General features: G+C 74.1%; 18 protein-coding genes. 12 read left to right on the top strand and 6 right to left on the bottom strand.

What is annotated here, in order from left to right; translation table 11 throughout:
- The first annotated feature begins 12 nt into the window (after window positions 1-12).
- Window positions 13-1,449 (top strand): VWA domain-containing protein, encoded by a 1,437-nt coding sequence (locus tag RIU97_RS03030; RefSeq protein WP_404953167.1) that lies wholly within the window; start codon window positions 13-15, stop codon window positions 1,447-1,449.
- 32 nt (window positions 1,450-1,481) lie between these two features.
- On the opposite strand, the gene RIU97_RS03025 is transcribed toward RIU97_RS03030, so the two are convergent.
- Together RIU97_RS03025 and RIU97_RS03020 are read right to left on the bottom strand one after the other, a co-directional pair.
- Window positions 1,482-2,339, bottom strand: coding sequence for a helix-turn-helix domain-containing protein (locus RIU97_RS03025; RefSeq protein ID WP_404953166.1), 858 nt, complete (start codon window positions 2,337-2,339; stop codon window positions 1,482-1,484).
- A gap of 164 nt (window positions 2,340-2,503) precedes the next feature.
- Window positions 2,504-3,454 carry a DMT family transporter gene (locus RIU97_RS03020; RefSeq protein ID WP_404953165.1) on the bottom strand — a complete coding sequence of 317 codons (951 nt, stop codon included), beginning with the start codon at window positions 3,452-3,454 and terminating at the stop codon, window positions 2,504-2,506.
- A gap of 29 nt (window positions 3,455-3,483) precedes the next feature.
- On the opposite strand from RIU97_RS03020, the gene RIU97_RS03015 reads away from it, so the two are divergent.
- The 4 genes from RIU97_RS03015 to RIU97_RS03000 all read left to right on the top strand — a co-directional run bounded on the left by RIU97_RS03015 (window position 3,484) and on the right by RIU97_RS03000 (window position 6,701).
- Window positions 3,484-4,947 (top strand): PLP-dependent aminotransferase family protein, encoded by a 1,464-nt coding sequence (locus RIU97_RS03015; protein ID WP_404953164.1) that lies wholly within the window; start codon window positions 3,484-3,486, stop codon window positions 4,945-4,947.
- A gap of 97 nt (window positions 4,948-5,044) precedes the next feature.
- Window positions 5,045-5,500, top strand: coding sequence for an LPXTG cell wall anchor domain-containing protein (locus RIU97_RS03010; RefSeq protein WP_404953163.1), 456 nt, complete (start codon window positions 5,045-5,047; stop codon window positions 5,498-5,500).
- Window positions 5,501-5,508: 8 nt separating this feature from the next.
- Window positions 5,509-6,183, top strand: coding sequence for an RNA polymerase sigma factor (locus tag RIU97_RS03005; RefSeq protein ID WP_404953162.1), 675 nt, complete (start codon window positions 5,509-5,511; stop codon window positions 6,181-6,183).
- A complete protein-coding gene (locus RIU97_RS03000; RefSeq protein ID WP_404953161.1) occupies window positions 6,180-6,701 on the top strand; it encodes a hypothetical protein in 522 nt (173 codons plus the stop codon). The genes RIU97_RS03005 and RIU97_RS03000 overlap by 4 nt, the downstream gene beginning before the upstream one ends.
- A gap of 43 nt (window positions 6,702-6,744) precedes the next feature.
- Here RIU97_RS03000 and RIU97_RS02995 read toward each other — a convergent pair whose 3' ends face one another.
- A complete protein-coding gene (locus tag RIU97_RS02995) occupies window positions 6,745-7,197 on the bottom strand; it encodes a MarR family winged helix-turn-helix transcriptional regulator (protein WP_404953160.1) in 453 nt (150 codons plus the stop codon).
- Between the two features lie 185 nt (window positions 7,198-7,382).
- On the opposite strand from RIU97_RS02995, the gene RIU97_RS02990 reads away from it, so the two are divergent.
- The 4 genes from RIU97_RS02990 to RIU97_RS02975 all read left to right on the top strand — a co-directional run bounded on the left by RIU97_RS02990 (window position 7,383) and on the right by RIU97_RS02975 (window position 11,525).
- On the top strand, window positions 7,383-8,612 hold the full coding sequence (locus RIU97_RS02990) for an MFS transporter (protein WP_404953159.1): 1,230 nt from the start codon (window positions 7,383-7,385) through the stop codon (window positions 8,610-8,612).
- A 45-nt stretch (window positions 8,613-8,657) separates the two neighbouring features.
- Window positions 8,658-9,086, top strand: coding sequence for a heme-binding protein (locus RIU97_RS02985; RefSeq protein ID WP_404953158.1), 429 nt, complete (start codon window positions 8,658-8,660; stop codon window positions 9,084-9,086).
- A 63-nt stretch (window positions 9,087-9,149) separates the two neighbouring features.
- Window positions 9,150-10,775 (top strand): beta-N-acetylhexosaminidase, encoded by a 1,626-nt coding sequence (locus tag RIU97_RS02980; protein WP_404962740.1) that lies wholly within the window; start codon window positions 9,150-9,152, stop codon window positions 10,773-10,775.
- Between the two features lie 129 nt (window positions 10,776-10,904).
- A complete protein-coding gene (locus RIU97_RS02975) occupies window positions 10,905-11,525 on the top strand; it encodes a hypothetical protein (protein ID WP_404953157.1) in 621 nt (206 codons plus the stop codon).
- 53 nt (window positions 11,526-11,578) lie between these two features.
- Here RIU97_RS02975 and RIU97_RS02970 read toward each other — a convergent pair whose 3' ends face one another.
- Window positions 11,579-12,400, bottom strand: a complete 822-nt coding sequence (locus tag RIU97_RS02970) for an endonuclease I family protein (RefSeq protein WP_404953156.1) — start codon at window positions 12,398-12,400, stop codon at window positions 11,579-11,581.
- 218 nt (window positions 12,401-12,618) lie between these two features.
- On the opposite strand from RIU97_RS02970, the gene RIU97_RS02965 reads away from it, so the two are divergent.
- Entirely contained in the window at window positions 12,619-13,185 is a 567-nt protein-coding gene (locus tag RIU97_RS02965; protein WP_404953154.1) for a DJ-1/PfpI family protein, read from the top strand.
- A gap of 49 nt (window positions 13,186-13,234) precedes the next feature.
- Here RIU97_RS02965 and RIU97_RS02960 read toward each other — a convergent pair whose 3' ends face one another.
- Entirely contained in the window at window positions 13,235-14,050 is an 816-nt protein-coding gene (locus tag RIU97_RS02960; RefSeq protein ID WP_404953153.1) for a glutamate ABC transporter substrate-binding protein, read from the bottom strand.
- Window positions 14,051-14,267: 217 nt separating this feature from the next.
- On the opposite strand from RIU97_RS02960, the gene RIU97_RS02955 reads away from it, so the two are divergent.
- A complete protein-coding gene (locus RIU97_RS02955; RefSeq protein WP_404953152.1) occupies window positions 14,268-15,383 on the top strand; it encodes a hypothetical protein in 1,116 nt (371 codons plus the stop codon).
- Between the two features lie 88 nt (window positions 15,384-15,471).
- Window positions 15,472-16,020 carry a TerD family protein gene (locus RIU97_RS02950; protein WP_404953151.1) on the top strand — a complete coding sequence of 183 codons (549 nt, stop codon included), beginning with the start codon at window positions 15,472-15,474 and terminating at the stop codon, window positions 16,018-16,020.
- A gap of 157 nt (window positions 16,021-16,177) precedes the next feature.
- Here the strand turns inward: RIU97_RS02950 and RIU97_RS02945 are convergent, their stop codons facing one another.
- Window positions 16,178-16,810, bottom strand: a complete 633-nt coding sequence (locus RIU97_RS02945; RefSeq protein WP_404953150.1) for a TetR/AcrR family transcriptional regulator — start codon at window positions 16,808-16,810, stop codon at window positions 16,178-16,180.
- Between the last annotated feature and the right edge of the window lie 140 nt (window positions 16,811-16,950).

The raw sequence follows: 16,950 nt of genomic DNA, 5'->3' as shown, positions 1-16,950 counted from the left end.
AGACTGGGTGCCGTGACGACATTGCACAAAGGCGCCAACCTGCCCGTCGGAGCCACCTCCGTGCGGGCCGTGCTCTGCTGGTCGGCCGGGCCCGGCGTGCCGGACGTGGACGCGTCCGCACTGCTGCTGACGGCGGCCGGACGGGTCCGCTCCGACGACGACTTCGTCTTCTACAACCAGCCGCGGCACGCGTCCGGAGCCGTGCGGCACCTCGGCAAGCAGCCCGGCACCGACACCATCGGGGTCGACCTGGGAACGCTGGAGCCCGGCATCGAGCGCGTCGTGCTGTGCGCGTCCGCCGACGGCGGCACCTTCGGCCAGGTCCCCGGGCTGCACCTGCGGCTGCTGGACGCGGTGTCCGCGGCCGAGCTGGCCCGCTTCGACATGGAGGCCGGCCCGGAGACGGCCTTCCTGAGCGGCGAGCTCTACCGGCGGGCGGGCGTCTGGAAGTTCCGCGCCGTCGGCCAGGGGTACGCCAGTGGTCTGGCCGGGCTGGCGCGGGACTTCGGCATCACCGTGGACGAGGAGCCGCAGCCCGCCGCGCCGCAACCACCGCAACCGCCTGCCCCGCGGCCCGCCGCCCCGGCGGTTGCCTCCCCGGCGGTCCCCGCGCCGGTCGTCTGGCCCGCCCCGGCCCCGGCCGCGCCGGAACCCCCGCCCCCGCCGCCGGCCCCGATGGTACGGATGGCCAAGGGCGAGGAACAGCTGCCGCCCGCCGTGCGCGAACTCCTCTCCCTGCGCAAGCAGCAGGTCGCGGTCAGCCTGCGCAAACAGGGCGTCACGACCCTGACCGCCCGCGTCGTCCTCGTCCTCGACGCCTCCGGTTCGATGGCGGGCCACTACACCCGCGGCACCGTCGCGGGGGTCGCCGAGCGGATGGCCGCGGTCGCCGCACAGCTCGACGACGACGGGCAGATGCAGGCCTGGACCTTCGCCACGAACCCGGCCCGCCTGCCGGACCTGGAGATCGGCGAGCTCCCGGACTGGCTGCGTCTGCACGTACGCGTCGGCCAGATCGGGCTGTTCGGGCGCCGGAAACCGCCCAAGGGGCTGGTCCCCGGCCAGATCGACATGCGCGCGGTCGGCATCGGCAACGAGGAGCAGAAGGTCATCGCGCAGGTGCGCGCCTTCGTACGGGACCACCCGGTGCCCGCCCCGACGCTGGTGCTCTTCTTCTCCGACGGCGGCGTGTACCGCAACGCCGAGATCGAGCGGCAGCTGCGGGAGGCCGTCGAGGAGCCGCTGTTCTGGCAGTTCATCGGCCTGGGCCGGGCCCAGTACGGGGTCCTGGAGTACTTCGACACCCTGCCCGGACGGCGGGTCGACAACGTCGGCTTCTTCGCCGTCGACGACATCGAGCGGCTCTCCGACCCGGAGCTGTACGACCGGCTGCTGTCGGAGTTCCCGTCCTGGGTGCGCGCCGCCCGCGCGGCCGGCATCCTGCGCTGACGGCCCGCGGTCGGCAGGTCGGCACCGTACGCCTACCGGGCGGGCCCCCGCACCGACTGCTGGGCGCGGAAGCGTACGGGCGCCATGCCCACCCGGCGGCTGAACAGGCGGCTGAAGTAGGCCGGGTCCTCGTAGCCGACCCGCCGCGCGATGCCGGCGACCGGCAGGTCGGTGCGGGCCAGCAGCTCCTTCGCCCGGCTCAGCCTGATCCCGAGGAGGTACTCCTTGACGCCCTCCCCGGTGCTGCGCCGCACCGCCCGGCGCAGCTGCGGCAGCGGCATCCCGAGCCGGGCGGCGTGCTCGGTCACGGATATCGGCAGCAGGGCGTCCCGCGCCAGCGCGTCCATCACGGCGTCCCCGTGCCCGGACGTCTCGGCACGGGCGTAGCGCAGGGCCACGAGCAGCCCGTGCACGGCGGCCGCGGCCTCGACCTCCAGCAGCGGTCCGCCGCGCCGGGCGGCCCGGACGATCCCGTCGACGACGTGCTGCACTCCGGCCGTCGCGCCGAGCGGCACCAGCGGGCGGTCCGGGGTGACGTAACCCAGGTCGGTGTACGCCGCCACGGCGGGCCCGGCGAAGTCCACGAAGCACTCGTCCCAGCCGGTCAGCGGATCGGGCCCGTAGTGGTGTTCCACCCCCGGCACCAGCCACAGCAGCGCGGGCGCGGCCACCGGCTGCGGCGGCCGGCCCCCGTGGCTGAACCAGCCCCCGCCGCGGGTGACGACCACGGCGACGTGGTGGTCGAGCGCGCGCGGGCCGACCACCGGCAGCACGCCCTGCTGGACGCCCACCCCGAGGCAGACCAGGCCGAGTCTGCGGTGGTTGGCGGTGGGGGAGAAGTACCGCATCCAGCTGCTGTACGGGGGCGCGTGGCGAGCGGGCGTCGGCATCTGCGGATTGTGATCCACGAGTCAGGGCGCCCTCAAGGGGATGCGGCCGCCCGGTCACCGCGGGGCCGCGTCCCGGTCACCGTGCCGTGTCCGCCCGGTCACCGTGCCGCGTTCGCCCGGTCACCGTGCCGCGTTCGCCCGGTCACCGTGCCGCGTTCGCCCGGTCACCGTGCCGCGTCCGCGCGGGCATCGCGGGGCGTCCGTGCGGGCGTTGCGGCGGTCCGGCCCGGGCGCAGGCCCACGGCCAGCCCCGCGACCACCACCAGCAGGCCCAGCCACACCGCCGGTCCCGGGACCCCGCTGCCGGTCAGCACCCCGGCGCCGGCCGCGGCCACCGGCGCGACCCCGGTCAGCAGCCCGGCGCGGCCCGCGCCCACGGCGGCCACCGTGCGGTACCAGAGCAGGAACGCCACCGCCGTCACCATGACGGCGAGGTACCCCGCCGCCGCCCACTGGACCGGCCCGAGCGAGCCCAGGTCGGCGGGGCGCTCGAGGACCACCGCGAGACCCGCCAGCATCAGTGCCCCCAGCCACACCGCGTGCACGGACACCCCCCACGCGCCGTGCCGGCGCAGCACCGGCACGGCGAGCAGGGTGAACCCGGCCTCGCAGCCCAGCGCGAGCGCGGCCCAGCCCACCCCGGCGGCGTCCGTCCGGCCCGTCCCCTCGACCAGCACCGCCCCGGCCACCACCACCGGAGCCGCCAGCAGCACCTGGCGGCTGGGCCGCCGCCCCTCCAGGAACGGGCCGATCAGCCCCAGCAGGATCGGTACGGAGGCCACCGCGACGGCGATGACGGCCGGTTCGGCGTGCGCCACCCCGCGCACGACGGCCACGTTGAACAGCACCAGCCCGGTCGCCGCGATACCGGCCAGCCACAGCCACTCCCGCCCGCGCGGCCGCAGGACCGGCACCCGCGCGGCCCGGGCCAGGGCGAACAGCAACAGCGCGGCGGCGGCGTACCGGACGGCCTGCGTGGCGAACAGCGGGGCGTCGACGAGCGAGCGGGAGACGGTGACGCTGCTGCCGACCAGCGCCATTCCCGCGATGCCGGGGGCCAGGTCCCGGAAGGAGGTGGAGGCTGCTGTGGCGTTCGTGGCGGAGGTTCTCTGCATGAGATCCAGCGTGGCCGCACAATGGTCCGGTGAGCAGGTCCAATGAAGGCGTGATCCAGGGGTCCAAAAGCCCGAGCGGCTCGGACTTCCTCCAGCTCGACCTCGGCCAGGCCCCGCCGGGCGGCCGCACCGACTGGCTGGCGGGCCGGCTCCGCGAGGCCATCGCCGACGGCCGGCTGCCCGTCGGCAGCCGGCTCCCGGCCAGCCGCGTCCTCGCCGCCGAACTGCGCGTCTCCCGCGGGCTCGTCACCGAGGCCTACCAGCGGCTCGCGGAGACCGGCCAGGTCCGCGGCCGCGGCCGGGGCGGCACCGTGGTGGTCGCCGCCCCGCCGCCGGCGGCGGGGCCGACGCCGGCCCCGGACCGCGGCGGGCTGGTGGACGCCCTGCGCGCCGTGCCCTGCCGGATCGACCTCTCGCCGGGGGTCCCCGACCTCACCGCATTCCCCCGTGCGGCCTGGCTGCAGGCCGAGCGCCGGGTGCTCGCGGGTCTGACCCCGGCCGACTTCGGCTACGGCAACCCCCAGGGCGCGCCCGCCCTGCGCGAGGCGGTCGCCGGCTGGCTGGCCCGCAACCGCGGCATCCGCGCCGACCCCGGCGAGGTGGTGATCGTCGCGGGGGTAGCCCAGGCCCTGGGGCTGCTGGCGCAGGTCCTGCGCGAGGAGGGCGCGCACCGGGTCGCGGTGGAGGACCCCGGCTCGCTCGGGGCCCGGCAGCAGCTGGAGTACGGGCGGCTGGAGACCGTTCCCGTACGGGTGGACGAGGCCGGGCTCGACGTGGCCGGGCTCCGCGCCAGCGGGGCCGGGGCCGTGCTGCTCACGCCGGCGCACCAGTTCCCGACCGGGGTGGTCCTCGACGGCGAGCGCCGCCGGGAGCTGCTCGGCTGGGCGGCCGCCGGGGGCCTGGTCATCGAGGACGACTACGACGCCGAGCACCGCTACGACCGCGCCCCCGTCCCCGCGCTGCGCGCCCTGCACCCCGAGGCCGTCTGCTACGCCGGGAGCGTCTCCAAACTCCTCGCCCCCGCCCTGCGCCTGGGCTGGCTGCTGGTGCCGCCGCGGCTGCGTGACGCGGTGACCGCCGCCAAGCGCTACGCCGACCTGGGCAACCCGGTCCTCGCCCAGCTGGTCCTCGCCCGGCTGATGGACTCGGGCGAGCTGGAGCGGCACCTGCGCCACGTCCGGCGCCGCCACCGCCGCCGCCGCGACGCCATGCTCCGGGCTCTCGCCGGCCACCTGCCGGGGGCCCGGGTGCACGGCGCGGCGGCCGGCCTGCACCTGATGGTCACCTTCGACGCGGCCGGCTTCGAGGACACGGCCCTGGCCTCGGCGGCGCTGGCCCTGGGCGTCAAGACGCACCCGCTGTCCTGGCACCGCATCCGGCCGGGCCCGCCGGGCCTGATCCTCGGCTACGCGGCGGGCTCGGCCGGCGAGATCGAGGAGGGCGTCGCCACCCTGGGCACCGCCCTGCGGGGGCTGCCGGAAACCGGGCGATAAATTTCTTCGGATCGGCGGCAACCTCCCGGAGGGTCGCGCGTCGTGCGGGGGTGAAGGGCGCAGTCCCGCGTCCTCGACCCGACCGTGGAGAACCACCGTGAAGAACCTGAAGCGTGCCCTGTGCGCCCCCCTGGCCGTCCGCCGGACGGCCGTGATCGCCGCCGCGGCCGGAGCGGCCGTCTCCCTCGCCGGGCCGGCCTCCGCCGCGAGCGTCAGCTCGCCCGCTCCCGCTCCGTCGGTCAGCGTCCCGGCCAGTGCCTCTCCCAGCGAGAGCGGGGCCAAGCCGGTTCCCTCGGTCAGCACCCCGCCGAGCGCGGGCCCGGGCGCGAAGAGCGCGGCTCCCAGCGCGGCCCCCAGCGTCTCCGCGTCGGGCCCGGGGACGCCCGGTCCCAAGCCCAGCGCCTCCCCGTCCGAGGCGGGCCCCGCCGGCGAGGGGGCCGAGCTCGCGCATACTGGCTCCTCGGCGACCACCATGGCCCTCGGGGCGGGGGCCACGGGTCTGGTCCTCGCCGGCGCCGGAGCCCTGTACGCCGTGCGGCGCCGCGCGAACTGAGGAATTCCGTGCTCCACCTCGCACCACCCGTCGGCCCCCTCACGCCCGGCTTCGGCCGGGCGTGGCGGGGCCTGTGGTCGTTGCTGCGCCGGGAGCGTTCCGCCCCGCCGGCCTCCCCGCGCTCGCACGGGTCCCCGTACGGGCCTTCGTACGGATCCTCGTACGCCTACGGGCACACGGGCCACGGCGAACCGCAGCCGCCCACCGTCACCGAGCTCTACCACGCGCACCGGCTGCGGATGGTCCGCCTGGCGGTGCTGCTCGTCGACGACCTGGCCACCGCCGAGGACGTGGTCCAGGACGCCTTCACCGCCCTGTACCGGCGCCACGGTGAGCAGATCACCGAGGTCGACAACGCCCTCGGCTACCTGCGCACCGCGGTCGTCAACACCTCGCGCTCCGTACTGCGCCGCCGGCGCACCGTACGGGCCTGGACCCCGTCGCCGGAGGCCGACGTGCCGTCGGCCGAGGACCACGTGGTCCTGGACGAGGCGCACCGCGAGGTGCTCGCCGCGCTCGGCCGGCTGACGGCGCGCCGCCGCCAGGTCCTGGTGCTGCGCTACTGGGCCGACCTCAGCGAGGCGGAGATCGCGGCCACCCTCGGCATCAGCCGGGGAGCGGTCAAGTCCAATGCGAGCCGCGGCCTGGACGCGCTGGAACGGATTCTGGAGGGACGGATATGACGCGCGACGGCGAACGCCTCGCCGAACGCCCAGTCGAGCGGCGGCTGCGGCAGGCCCTCGACGCCCGCGCGGACAGCATCGACGTCCGCCGGCTGCGCCCCGCGGATCCGCCGGGACCGCAGGTGAGGCGGCTGCGGATGGAAAGGCTGCGGCGGTTCGCCCTGCCCCTGGCGGGCCTGGCGGCCGCCGCGGCCGCCGGGATCGGGTACCTGCTGCTCGCCCCGGATCCGGTGCCCGGCCCGACGCCTCCGGCCACCCCGCCGAAGGTCACGGGTCCCGGCCCGTCCCCGGAGTCCTCGCCGACGCCCTCGCCGAGTTCCGCCGGGTCGGCGCGGCCCAGCCCGGGCGTGGACGCGTCGGGGCGCCCGGTGGGATCGGAGTCCCCTGCCGCGTCGGTGCGCCCGCCGACCGCGCCCGCGTCGAAGGGTTCGGGGTCGGTGTCGCCGTCGGCGGTGCCGTCCACCCCGTCGGGCCGGGCGGTGACCTCCTCGCCGCCGGCCACCGGGGGTCCGCGCTAGGAGCCGGACGCGGCGCCGGTCTCCGGCGCCGCGGCCGCCCGGCTCAGCGGCGGAGGTTCTCCACGGCCGACACCAGCGGGGCGAGTTCCGGGTTGCGCGAGGCCTCGTCCAGAGCCTCGCGCAGTGCGGTGTCGTTCGTGGGCCGGGCCGCGGCCAGGAGGGCGAGGCCCGCCTCGCTCACGTCCGTGTAGATGCCCCGGCGGTCGGTGTCGCAGATGTAGCGGTTCAGCAGGCCGCGGTCCTCCAGCCTGCTGACCAGCCGGGTCGTCGCGCTCTGGCTGAGCACCACCGAATCGGCGACCTGGTGCATCCGCAGGTGCCCGCCCGGCCCGTTGTGCTGGCGGCTGAGGACGTCGAGGAGCGAGTACTCGCGCACGCTCAGGCCGTGCCCGGCCTGCAGGGCCCGTTCGATGTGCGTCTCGATCCGCCCGTGCAGGAGGGAGAGGGCGCACCAGCCCTGGGAAAGGGCGGTGAGCGCGCTGTCCGTGGCCGTCATGGGCTTCCTCCGTAGAAGCGTGCTGCCGTGCGGGTGTGTGGTCCCAGGATAGGACACGTCTGCAATAGCCCGCGCTTGCAAATATCCCGCGTCTGCAATTAATGTGGACGCACGTAAGCGGCGACCGCAATCGTGTGCCGCGTACGGCACCCGCACCACCACCTCCCCCTGAAGGGCACCTCCCCATGCCTCTCGCACTCCTCGCCCTCGCCGTCGGGGCCTTCGGGATCGGCACCACCGAATTCGTGATCATGGGCCTGCTCCCCGAGGTCGCCGCCACGTACGGCGTCTCGATCCCCACCGCCGGCTTCCTGGTCACCGGCTACGCCCTCGGCGTCGTCCTCGGCGCGCCGCTCATGACCGTCCTCGGCACCCGCATCCCCCGCAAGCGCATGCTGATGCTGCTCATGGGCCTCTTCATCGCGGGCAACGTGCTCTCCGCCCTCGCCCCCGCCTTCGGTGTCATGCTGGCCGGCCGCGTCGTCGCCTCCCTCGCCCACGGTGCCTTCTTCGGCATCGGCGCGGTCGTCGCCGCCGAGCTCGTCGCCCCCCAGAAGAAGGCCGGAGCCATCGCCATGATGTTCACCGGCCTGACCGTGGCCAACGTGGTCGGCGTCCCGCTCGGCACCCTCGTCGGGCAGACCCTCGGCTGGCGGTTCACCTTCCTGATCGTCGCCGCGCTCGGTGTCGCCGGCCTGCTCGGCATCGCCCGCCTGGTCCCCGACCTGCCCCGGCCCGAGGGCGGCGTACGGATCCGCCGCGAGCTCGCCGCCTTCCGCAACGTCCAGGTGCTGCTCGCGATGGCGATGACCGTCCTCGGCTTCGGCGGCGTCTTCGCCGCGATCACCTACATCACCCCGATGATGACCAACGTCGCCGGTTTCGCCGGCTCCTCCGTCACCTGGCTCCTCGTCCTCTTCGGCCTGGGCATGGTCGCCGGCAACCTGATCGGCGGCCGGTACGCCGACCGCGCGCTCATGCCGATGCTGTACGTGTCCCTCGGCGCGCTCGCCGTCACCCTGGCCGTCTTCACGCTCACCGCCCACACCAAAGCCGGCGCCGCCGTCACCGTGGTGCTGATCGGCGCCCTCGGCTTCGCGACCGTGCCGCCGCTCCAGAAGCGGGTCCTGGACCAGGCCGCAGGGGCGCCCACCCTGGCCTCCGCCGTCAACATCGGCGCCTTCAACCTCGGCAACGCGCTCGCCGCCTGGCTCGGTGGGCTCGTGATCGCCGCCGGACTCGGCTGGACCGCCCCGAACTGGGTCGGCGCGGCGCTGGCCGCCTCCGCCCTGGTCCTCGCCCTCGTCTCCGGCGCACTGGAACGCCGTACGGCCGGGAGCGCCGCCCGCGCCGGCCGGGTCGTCGCTGCGGCCGCGGCCCGTGAGGCGACCGCCGCCGCACCCGCCCGCCACTGATCCACCCCTCACCCCCGTACGCAACCCCCGCTAGGAGAAACCGGCATGTCCACCCCCACCCGCACCGCCGTCGCCGCCCTGACCACCGAGGATGCCGAGCTGCTCGTCGGCGTCGCCAGGTCCGCCGCGGAAGCGGCCGGGGCCACGGTCAGCGTCACCGTCCTCGACGCCGGCGGCCACCTGCTCGCCTTCCGCCGTGACGACCGGGCCGTACTGATCTCCGGCGAGACCAGCACCCGCAAGGCCTACACGGCCCTCCAGCTGAACGCGCCCACCGCCGACCTCGTCGACGCGGTCCGCCCCGGAGGCCCCTTCCACACGCTGCCCACGGCCCTGGACCGTCCCCTGCTGTTCATCGCGGGCGGGCTGCCCGTCCACCGCGACGGCCGGCTCGTGGGCGCCGTAGGCGTCGGCGGCGGAGCCCCCGACCAGGACCACGCCTTCGCCGCCGCGGCGCTCGACGCCCTGATCTGAGACCCCCGGGTCGCGCGCCCGTGTCCCCCGTGCCAGGTTGGGTACGGGGGACACAGGTGCATGATGCGGAAACCGAGGCTTCACAGGAGGGTCCACACCATCGCGACGGCAACGGCCGCCGCGCTGGTGACGCTCGCCGTCCCGAGCTGCACGGCCGCCTCGGACGAGGCGCGCACGCCCGCCGCCCCGGGCTCCTCGACGGCGACCGGCCCGGCCGAGGCCGCCCCGACACCGCCCACCCCCACCCCCGCCCCGACGCAGTCCTACCCGCTGTCCACCGCCCCGCGCACGATCCCCGCCGTACGGGAGCACGTGCCCGCCCGCGGCCCCGGCTGGAAGCCCGCCCCCGACGCCCGCGTGGTCGTCGCGCAGGGCGACACGGCCGCGCTGTCCGACGAGGCCCGACTGCTCGCCGGGGAACTGGGCCTCAAGTACGGCGACTCGGCGGCGCCGCGCGCCGGCGACGTGGAGCTCTCCCTGGAGGGCGCGGGCACCCCCGAGTCGTACACCCTCAACGTCAAGGACGGCACGGTCCGGATCAAGGGCCCCGACGAGGCCGGGGTCTTCTACGGGACCCGCACCCTCAAGCAGGCGGTGAAGAGCGCCGGTTCGGCCCCCGAGGGCACCGTGAACGACGCCCCGGCCAAGCCCCAGCGCGGCCTGAACCTCGACATAGCGCGCAAGCACTTCACCCCCGACTGGATAGAGGACCGGCTGCGCGAGATGGCCGACCTCAAACTCAACCAGCTCGGCCTGCACTTCTCCGACGACCAGGCCTTCCGCATCCAGTCCGACACCCACCCCGAGATCGTCTCGAATCCGCACCTCACCAAGGCGCAGGTCCGCGAGATCACGGCGCTCGCCGCCCGGCTGCACATCACCGTGGTCCCCGAGATCGACTCGCCCGGACACCTGGGCGCGGTGCTGCGCGCCCACCCCGACCTGCAACTGCGCGACGTACAGGGCAGGGCGGTCAAGGGAGCGGTGGACATATCCAACCCGGCCGCCGCGAAGCTCATCGACGAGCTGCTGCGCGAGTACCAGCCGCTGTTCCCCGGCGGAGCCTGGCACCTGGGCGCCGACGAGTACCAGGCGCTGGTCTACCGGGACCCGCAGGCCTCCTTCCCGCAGCTCGCCCGCGCGGCCCAGCAGCGGTACGGACCCTCGGCGCGTGTGCAGGACCTGGCGACGGGCTGGCTCAACGACCGTGCCGGCGTGGTCCGTCCGTCGGGCAAGGCGCTGAAGGCGTGGAACGACGGCTTCTTCGCCGGCGGGGTGACGAGCGCGGCCAAGGACATCCAGGTCGAGTACTGGACCGGCAAGGAGATCGGCGCCCGGCCGCCGCTGGAGTACCTGCGCGAGGGCCGCAAGCTGGTGAACCTCAACGACGAGTACCTGTACTACGTGCTCGGCGAGCCGAACCAGTTCACCTACCCCACCGGCCGGCGGATCTACGAGGAGTGGACCCCGCTCGTCCTGCGCGGCGCCACCGCCGTCCCGGCCTCGTACGGGAACCAGATCCTGGGCGGGCGCCTCGCCGTCTGGGCCGACCTGTCCGGCGCCCAGACCCAGGCCCAGGTGGCGGAGGGCATCCGGCTGCCGCTGGCCGCGCTCTCCCAGAAGGTCTGGGACTCCCGCGCACCCCAGCTGCCCTGGTCCGGCTTCCAGGCCCTCGCCGACCGGCTCTGAGCGGGGACGCAGGTCCGCGATCTGCAACAGTCCGACACCGGGCCGGTGACGAACGACTTTCGGCCATCGTTCCGGCCTGATCCCGGCGCTACGTTGACGCTCCGCTTCGACGTGGCAAAGGGAGACGACATGAGAGTGGTGCGCAGCCGGAGACGGGCTCGCGGGCGGGCCGGACTGACCGCCCTCGCGGTGTGCGGGATGCTGACGCTCACGGCTTGCCAGGGCGCTGACGACGCGGGCTCGTCCGGGGCCGGCCCGTCCGGCTCGTCGGCCACGGCCACGCCCTCCGCCGGCTCCTCCGCCACCGCCGCGACGCCCTCCGTGTCGAAGTCGCCCGCGAAGGCCACGGCGACCGCCACGTCGGCGAAGAAACCCACCTCCGCCGCTCCCGCGTCCAGTGCCACCTGCGACCACAAGATGCCGATCGCGCCCGACCTGATCGCCGTCCGCCGGTACACGCCCGAGGGCGCCGCGCACCATCTGATCGTCCATCACGGGAACTGGGGCTGCACTCCCGATGGGGGCGGGACGTACTTCGAGCCGGTGGGCAAGGAGACCTTCCTCCCGCTAGCGGACAACGCCGATATCACCGCCACCGCCCCGGTCGTCGAGGGCTCGGCGCCCGAGAAGATCAGCGTCCAGCAGCTCGTCGACTGGGTGGTCGCCCACCCCGACTCCGGGCTGCCGTTCCGCTACCACCTGGGCGCCGACGGGGCGATCGACACCCTCGACGAGGTCTACCTGCCGTAGGCCGTCCAGCCGCCGCCGGACGGGGCGGCCGCCGTGACGGCGGCCGCGCCGGGTCACCAGATGGAGCTGACCCACTCCGGGTGGTCGATGAACGGGTTGCGGTTGTGCTGGTAGGTGTCGAATATGACCTGGTTGCGACGCTGCTCGAAGGCGTCCGGCGGGTCCATCTGGTTCCACTGCTTCAGCAGGCTGATCCGGCCGAAGAGCGGCGCGGAGCCGTTGTTGACCTTGTCGTTCATCTCCAGGTCCGCGAAGCCGTCGTCGCCGTCGTAGCGGACGGCCATGTAGAGCAGCATCCGGGCCACGTCGCCCTTGACCGCGTCGCGCGGCTCGAAGGAGTCGGCGTCGGTCAGGCTGCCGGGAGCCTCGCTGACGGGGCTGCCGCCCTTGTCGAAGTCCTTGTTGCCCCGGGTGCTGTTGACGGTCACGTCCTCCGGGCGCAGGTGGTGCAGGTCGGTGCCCGGGCCGGTGGCGGTGCCGAATTCGCCGTGGCTCTTGGCCCAGACGTGCTCGCGGTTCCAGTCGTTGACCCCGCCCCCGTTCGTCGCCTTGGACTGGGAGCGGCCCGAGTAGACGAGGATGACGTTGTCGGAGTTGGCCGGGTCCTGGTCGGTGACCTTCAGGGCGTTCCACACCCCGTCGTAGGTCACCTTGGACTGGTTCTTGATGATGTTGTGCAGGGCGGTCTTCAGCGCGGCCCCGGTCTTGCCCTGGGCACTCGCGTAGTAGTCCGCGTACGGGTCCACTGCGGCGGCGGCCGTCGGGTGCTCGGCAGTGGTCGTGCGCTGCTGGCCGGCGGACGCGGCCGCCGGTATGGCGAACAGGGCGGCGGCGGCGAGGGCGGCCGCCCAGGGGGTCAGGCGCGAGATTCTCATCGGGTGGGGGGTACCTCTCCATACGCACCGTCCCCGCCCGGGGAATTGGCGGAGTGTCAGTGGCAGAGCGAGGGTCACATTGTCATGTGCCCAACAGGTGAAAACCACGTGTCGGTAGTGGGGGATCTTCGTGTGTGCCGGCTGTCCGCCGCGGGCAGGGTAGCGGTGGCCCCGGGCGGGGCCGGACCGACCACGACCAGCCCCCTCTGGAGCAGCCCATGGCAGTGAAGATCCTCATCGTGACCGGCGACGCGGCCGAATCGCTGGAGGTCCTGTATCCGTACCAGCGCCTGCGCGAGGAGGGCTACGAGGTCCACATCGCGGCGCCACAGGTGAAGAAGCTGCGGTTCGTGGTCCACGACTTCGAGGAGGGCTTCGACACCTACACCGAGAAGCCCGGCTACACCTGGCCGGCCGACCTGGCCTTCACGGAGGTGGTCACGGAGGACTACGCCGCACTGGTGGTGCCGGGCGGCCGGGCGCCGGAGTACCTGCGCAACGATCCCGAGGTGCGGCGCATCCTGGCGGCCTTCGCCGAATCGGACAAGCCGATCGCCCAGATCTGCCACGGCCCGCTCATCACCGCCGCCGCCGGGGGCCTGACCGGCCGCCGCGTGACCGCGTATCCGGCGCTGGAACTGGACATGAAGGCGGCCGGGGCGGAGTTCGAGGACTCCGAGACGGTGGTCGACGGCACCCTGGTCTCGGCCCGGGCCTGGCCCGACCACTCGCGCTGGATGAGGGAGTTCCTGACCGTACTGCGCAGCAAGGCCCCGGTGGTCTGACCACCGGGGCCGGGAGCGGGGCGGGGGAACGGCCCCGCCCCGCCTGCCGTCAGCTGACCGTGGTGATCGCCGGCGCGGGCTCGTACTTGTAGTTCGGGCCGAAGTTCTTCTTCACGGCCGTCTCCCAGGAGCCGTCCTGGACCATCTTCTTCAGCGCGTCGTTGATCTTGCGCTGGAGCTCCTTGTTGCCCTTCTTGACGCCGATGCCGTAGTTCTCGTTGCTGAGGTTCTGGCCCGTCAGCTTGAACTTGCCCTGGTTGCCCTTGCGGGCGGCGTACCCGGCCAGGATGGCGTTGTCCGTGGTCATGGCGTCGACCCGGCTCTCCTGGAGGGCGACGACGCAGTCCGAGTAGCCGCCGAGCTCCAGCAGGGCCGCCTTCGGGGCGAGGTTCTTCTTGAGGTTCTCGGCCGAGGTGGAGCCGGTCACCGAGCACATCGTCTTCGTGTTGAGGTCCTCGGCCTTGTTGATGGAGGTGTCGTCGGCGCGGGTCATCAGGTCCTGGTGCGCGACGAAGTACGGGCCGGCGAAGTCGACCTTCTCCTTGCGCTTCTCGTTGATCGAGTAGCTCGCGACGACGAACTTCACCTCGTTGTACTGGAGGAGCAGCTCGCGGTCGTTGCTGAGGACCTGCTTGAACTCGATCCGGTCCGGCTTGTAGCCGAGCTCCTTGGCCACATAGGTGGCGACGTCCACGTCGAAGCCGGAGAAGGTGCCGCCGGCCTCCCGCATCCCGATGCCCGGCTGGTCGAACTTGATGCCGATGGAGAGGGTCCCCTGGTCCTCGTCCTCGCCGAAGACACACCCGGAGGCGGTCAGGGCGATGGCGATCACTGCGGCGACCGCACCGGCCTGGGGAACCTTCATGCTGCACTCTTTCCTGGGGAAACGCGGGATGCGCCACCGGGATCACCGGGGCGCGTGGAACCGCGGAAACGCGGGTGACGTCGAGACGTGTGTACGAGGAAGCTAGGAAGCCCGCGGGCGCAGCGTCACTAGATTTGAGCGAAACTTGAGGATAACGATCCGGTTCAGCCGCAGATCCTGCGGTGGAACGGGGCCGGAGCGGGAGGAGGGGGCGGGCGTGGGAACAGGGTCCGTACGTGTGGACGGGAATGCGCTGCTACTGGGCGAAGGGGTGCAGATCAGGTTCATCCGGACGCTGAGACTCCCCGAGTCGGGTACCCACGCACTGCCGCCGGGGCTGGGGGAGTTCCCGCTGCGACGGGTGGAGGACCACCCGGACACGGTGCCGCCCGAGTGGCTGGCGAAGGGCGGCTTGATGCTGCCCGTGTACCTGCGCGAGGCGATGTGGCTCAGCTTCGGCGGGACCCGTGAGCCCGCCGCCCTCCAGGTCGGGGTCGGAAAGGTGTGCGCCGTCTCCGGCGAGCGCTGGACGGGAAGCCTGGCGCGCGACCCGCAGAACTACGTGGTCCTGCCCCGGCAGCCGTGGCTGGACGGGATCAACTCCGGGGACGGGACGGTGCGCCAGTTCGTCGCCGTCCCGCTGGGGCTCGGGGCCACGGTCGAGGGGCAGGTCACCGGCGAGGAGGCCACCGGCGGCGTCCAGCTCCAGACCTTCCCGCTCGGGGCGGCGGCGCTGGCACGGTGGCGCCGGGCCGAGCGGGCGCGCCTGGCGCCCCCGCGGCCGGTCGGCGCCGAGGGTCTCTACGGGGCTCCGCCCGCCCCCGGCTCCACGGGCTCCACCGGCTTCGCGGGCTACGGCGGCCCGGTGCCCGCGCCGATGGCGGCGCAGCCGGGCGCGGCTCCCGGCGCGCCCCGTCCTGTGGGCCGGACGGGGCCGCCCGCGGCTCCGGCGATGGGGCTCGGCGTCGGCGGCTCCATGCGTCAGGAGGTCTACCAGGACGAGCGGCCGCTGGCCGACTGGGCCGGGGAGCCGGCCGGGCGGGTCTTCGTCCACCTCGTGCCCCCGCCCGCGTGGCGCCGTATCACCGGGGAGGACGCCCCGCCCTCGCCCGTCGACCGGGCCGCCTACACCCGGGCCGGGCTGCCCTGGTTCGACTACTACGACGAGACCGCCGCCGACCTCGCGCCGGCCGGCGCCCTGAGCGGGGTCAGGCCGGTGGGGGAGTGGCTCGGCGCCGACCACACCCCGTGGGAGGAGCCGTCGGCCGGGCAGGTCGAGCCGCTCGGGAAGGCCCCGAGGCCGGGCAAACCCGTACAGGACGGCGACTGGTAACCGGCCGGGAACGTACGGTCCTCCGGATCACGGCGGGGTCCCGTGGGATCATGCGGGGGCAAGTCCTGGTGAACGAAGGGGGAGTTCGGTGACGGGTGTACGCAAGGGCCTGGCCAAGGTGGAGTTCGCGCTGCGGTGGGACCCCAGCCCCGCGGGCACGCCCGCGAGCGACCTCGACATAGTCGCCGCGGTCTACGCCGCCGCGGACCTCCACGGCACGCCGGCCCAGCTGGTTCATTTCGGCAGCCGGTCGCCCGACGGCACCATCACCCTGAACCGGGAGAGCCAGACCGGGCAGGGCTTCGGCTTCGACGAGGTGATGACCTTCGAGCTGGACCGGATGGGGTCCGATCTGCGCCGGGTGGTGGTCGGCGTGGTCATCCAGGGCGCGGGCACGGACACGGGCGCCGCGGGCCGCGCGAAGACCTTCGCCGACATCGCCGGCACGGGGTTCCGGATCCGCGAGGGCCACACCGACCTCGCCCAGAGCGACTTCGCGTCCGTGCCCTCCGCCACCGCGGCCACCGTCGTCGAGTTCACCCGCGACGCTTCGGGCGCCTGGTCGTTCGAGGTGCGGCTGCGCGGGTTCGACACCGACCCGGAGGAGTTCGCCCGGGTCATGGGCGGTGTCCGCTGAACACGGCCGCCGGGGCGGGCACGGTGCCGCACAGACCGGGCGGCGGCCACTCCTCGAGTGAGTGGCCGCCGCCCGGTCCGGGTGGCGCGCTGCCGCCGTCCCCACGAGGCAGCGCGGGCGGTTCGCCGTCAGGTCATCGGGACGGCGGCCCGCCGGTTCAGGGGGTCCGTCCGGCCGGGGGCCGGGCGGGGAGGGAAGGTGCGAGACCCAGGGACGGGAGCATGACCGCGTCGACGAACCGGACCAGGTAGTCGGCGTCCGCGTACCGTCCTTCCAGCACCGGCCGGATCCGGAGCACGCCCATCAGCTGGGCGGGCAGGAACTCGACGGCCGGATGGTCCGCGGCGATCTCGCCGCGCGCCACGGCCCGCCGCACCATCACGTCGAACGCGGCGAGCTCGGGCTCGACCAGCGCCTCGCGCAGGGCGGCCTGGAGTTCCTCGTCACTGAGCACGGCGTGCCCGAGGGCCTGTGTCAGCCGGGTGTCCCGGCCGGAGGTGCCGGCCGCGATCCGGGCCGCCTCGCGCAGGTCGCCCGCCAGCGTCCCGGTGTCCACCGCGACGAGGGTGCCGCGCCGGCCGGCGCGCAGGGCGGCGGCGACGAGCTGGGGCTTGGTCTTCCACTGGCGGTAGAGCGTGGACTTGCCGCAGCTGGCCCGGGCGGCGACGCCCTCCATGGTCAGCGCCTCGTAGCCGTGCTCGCGCAGCTGCTCCAGGACGGCGTCGTAGAACTCCTGCTCCCGCTCCGGGGTGATCTTGGAGCGGCGCGCGGGGGTCGGCGTCGACGTCATGGCTGCGGCTCTCCTCGGGGGCTCCTCGGCGGCGGTTCCACTACGGAAGTGTACGGGAACGCAACCGTATCGGTACACCAGCGTATCGATACGCCAATGTATCGATACACTGGCGTGTCGCAGTGCGCGTAAACAGGAAG

Source organism: Streptomyces sp. 147326 (assembly GCF_045000215.1).
Lineage (GTDB): Bacteria > Actinomycetota > Actinomycetes > Streptomycetales > Streptomycetaceae > Streptomyces.
Note: the sequence above shows the minus strand (reverse complement) of the source record. Positions and strands in the feature narration are given on the sequence as shown.

Bases quoted from the DNA above. Each gene is read 5' to 3' on its own strand.
- RIU97_RS03000 (WP_404953161.1), top strand. From the start codon at position 6,180: ATGACGCGCGACGGCGAACGCCTCGCCGAACGCCCAGTCGAGCGGCGG.
- RIU97_RS02945 (WP_404953150.1), bottom strand. From the start codon at position 16,810: ATGACGTCGACGCCGACCCCCGCGCGCCGCTCCAAGATCACCCCGGAG.
- RIU97_RS02985 (WP_404953158.1), top strand. From the start codon at position 8,658: ATGTCCACCCCCACCCGCACCGCCGTCGCCGCCCTGACCACCGAGGAT.
- RIU97_RS02960 (WP_404953153.1), bottom strand. From the start codon at position 14,050: ATGAAGGTTCCCCAGGCCGGTGCGGTCGCCGCAGTGATCGCCATCGCC.
- RIU97_RS02995 (WP_404953160.1), bottom strand. From the start codon at position 7,197: ATGACGGCCACGGACAGCGCGCTCACCGCCCTTTCCCAGGGCTGGTGC.
- RIU97_RS02965 (WP_404953154.1), top strand. From the start codon at position 12,619: ATGGCAGTGAAGATCCTCATCGTGACCGGCGACGCGGCCGAATCGCTG.
- RIU97_RS02990 (WP_404953159.1), top strand. From the start codon at position 7,383: ATGCCTCTCGCACTCCTCGCCCTCGCCGTCGGGGCCTTCGGGATCGGC.
- RIU97_RS03025 (WP_404953166.1), bottom strand. From the start codon at position 2,339: ATGCCGACGCCCGCTCGCCACGCGCCCCCGTACAGCAGCTGGATGCGG.
- RIU97_RS02975 (WP_404953157.1), top strand. From the start codon at position 10,905: ATGAGAGTGGTGCGCAGCCGGAGACGGGCTCGCGGGCGGGCCGGACTG.
- RIU97_RS02970 (WP_404953156.1), bottom strand. From the start codon at position 12,400: ATGAGAATCTCGCGCCTGACCCCCTGGGCGGCCGCCCTCGCCGCCGCC.
- RIU97_RS03020 (WP_404953165.1), bottom strand. From the start codon at position 3,454: ATGCAGAGAACCTCCGCCACGAACGCCACAGCAGCCTCCACCTCCTTC.
- RIU97_RS02980 (WP_404962740.1), top strand. From the start codon at position 9,150: ATGCGGAAACCGAGGCTTCACAGGAGGGTCCACACCATCGCGACGGCA.